General features: G+C 68.2%; 2 protein-coding genes. Both read left to right on the top strand.

Annotation, left to right across the window (positions count from 1 at the left end; all coding sequences use genetic code 11):
* The first annotated feature begins 74 nt into the window (after positions 1-74).
* Entirely contained in the window at positions 75-650 is a 576-nt protein-coding gene (locus ABCR83_RS32555) for an IS607 family transposase (RefSeq protein ID WP_462698870.1), read from the top strand.
* A 58-nt stretch (positions 651-708) separates the two neighbouring features.
* Complete coding sequence (locus ABCR83_RS32550) at positions 709-2,280, top strand: IS200/IS605 family accessory protein TnpB-related protein (protein WP_462698869.1); 1,572 nt, start codon at positions 709-711, stop codon at positions 2,278-2,280.
* Positions 2,281-2,287: the final 7 nt, after the last annotated feature.

Raw genomic sequence — 2,287 nt, 5'->3', positions numbered from 1 at the left:
GGGTCCTCACCTGCTGGCTCGCAAAGTCGGGTGGGTGTGCGTAACCACGTATGAGTGAGTGTCGTTGACACGGTGTGAATCTGACGGAGTGGGCGAAGACGCAGGGTGTGCACCCGCAGACCGCGTATCGCTGGTTTCGTGAGGGGACGTTGCCGGTACCGGCTCAGCGGGTCGGGCCGCGCACGATCCTGGTGAACGTGGAGGCCAACGCGGCGCCCGAGGTGGTGGGAGGTGTCGGCCTGTATGCCCGTGTCTCCTCCCACGACCAGAAAGATGATCTCGCCCGCCAGACGGCCCGGTTGTCCGAGTGGACTGCGAAGGCTGGTCACCGGGTGGTCCGGATCGAGTCCGAGATCGGCTCGGGGATGAACGGGGCCCGTTCAAAGGCCCGGCGTCTGCTGGCCGATCCACACGTGACCACCGTGGTGGTCGAGCACAAAGACCGCCTCGGCCGGATGAACGTCGAGCTGGTCGAGGCAGTCCTGTCCGCGACCGGCCGACGTCTGGTGGTGCTGGACGCCGGCGAGGTCGAGGACGACCTGGTGCAGGACGTCGTGGATGTGCTGACCTCGTTCTGCGCCCGCCTGTACGGCCGCCGGTCGGCAAAGAACCGTGCTCGTAAGGCGCTTGAGGCGGCCGGGCGTGGCTGAACCGAAGAAGCAGCTCCGCCCGGTCGGGGACCCCTTCGTAGCGGCAGGACCGTCGGGTGTGGCAGTACGCGACCGGCTGCGCCTGTCCACCGAGGACGAGAAAGTGCTGCGCCTGGTCGGCGAGCACCAAGGACGGTTGGCATCCCGCGATCTCAAGGTCCGCTGCGAGGCCGGGCACGATCACGACAACGACCACTGGGCGGCCCGTAAACGGGCGTTGACCGAGCAGTCCTCCTCGCGTATCGCCGGGGCGATCACGAAGGCCACCCATGACCAGTACGGGCTGGCCCGACGCTGCCTGCTGGCATACATCCAAAGCCTTGAAGCCGGTATCCGTACGCTGCGGCACCGGCTCTCCTTGCCGATCGGCGAGAGGGGCACCAAGCGCGCTCCGGGCGGCTACCGGTCAAAAGGCGAGTGGTTCCACAAGTCCCGGCGCCTGTCCTGCCTTGAGGCCCGTCTGGAGCAGGCCCGAGCCGACTGGGCCGCGGGACGCGTGCACGTGGTGCGCGGTGGCCGGCGGCTGCTCAAGAACCGGCACAACCTCGAAGCGGCCCAACTCACCGAATCCCAGTGGCGGGAACACTGGGAGGCCGAACGCTGGTTCCTCGCCGCCGACGGCGAGTCCGGGAAGCGTTTCGGCAACGAGACGATCCGCGTCACCCCCGACGGCGAGACCAGCATCAAGCTGCCCGCGCCGCTCGCCCACCTGGCCAACGCCGAGCACGGCCGGTACATCCTCGCCTCCACGGTCACTTTCGCGCACCGGGGAACCGAATGGCGGGACCGCATCACGGCGAACCGGGCCGTGGCCTACCGCATCCACCTCGACACCGAACGCGGCCGCTGGTACCTGACCGCGTCATGGCAGCGACCGGCCGTCAAGACCCTCCCGCTGGATTCGGCACGCGCCAAGGGCATGGTCGGCGTGGACACCAACGCCGACCACTTCGCCGCCTACCGACTCGACCCGCACGGCAACCCGACCGGCGACCCCCAGCAGTTCTTCTTCGACCTGTCCGGCACCGCGGAACACCGCGACGCCCAGATCCGGCACGCCCTCACCCGCCTGCTGCACTGGACCAAGCGATACGGCATCACAGCGATCGGGATCGAGAACCTGGACTTCACGAAGGAGAAGACCCGAGAGAAACACGGCCGCAAAAAGCGGTTCCGGCAGCTGATCTCCGGCATGCCGACGGGCAAGCTCAAGGCCCGGCTCGTGTCGATGGCAACCGAACACGGCCTCGCCATCGTGGCCGTGGACCCCGCCTACACCTCCACCTGGGGCGACGAGCACTGGCGCAAGCCCCTCACGAGCACCAAACGCACCATGACTCGCCATGACGCCGCTTCGGTGGCGATCGGCAGGCGCGCCCTCGGACACCCGATCCGGCGACGGACGGCACCGCCCCACGACGACCGGAGCGATCGCCGCGGGCATCGGACCGTCCAGACCGATCGTGGTGTCCCGGGGCGTGAGGAAGCCCGCCCCCGTATTCCCGGACCACGGACACGATCCGTGCAGCCGGATGCGGAGCGAAAGCGGGCGACCAGGGCACCCAAAACCGTTCGGGATGCCCGCAGTGACCAGGTGTGGGTCCAAGACTCACTCCTGCTCACTGAATAGGAACGGT

The organism is Streptomyces xingningensis, assembly GCF_054957865.1.
Note: the sequence above shows the minus strand (reverse complement) of the source record. Positions and strands in the feature narration are given on the sequence as shown.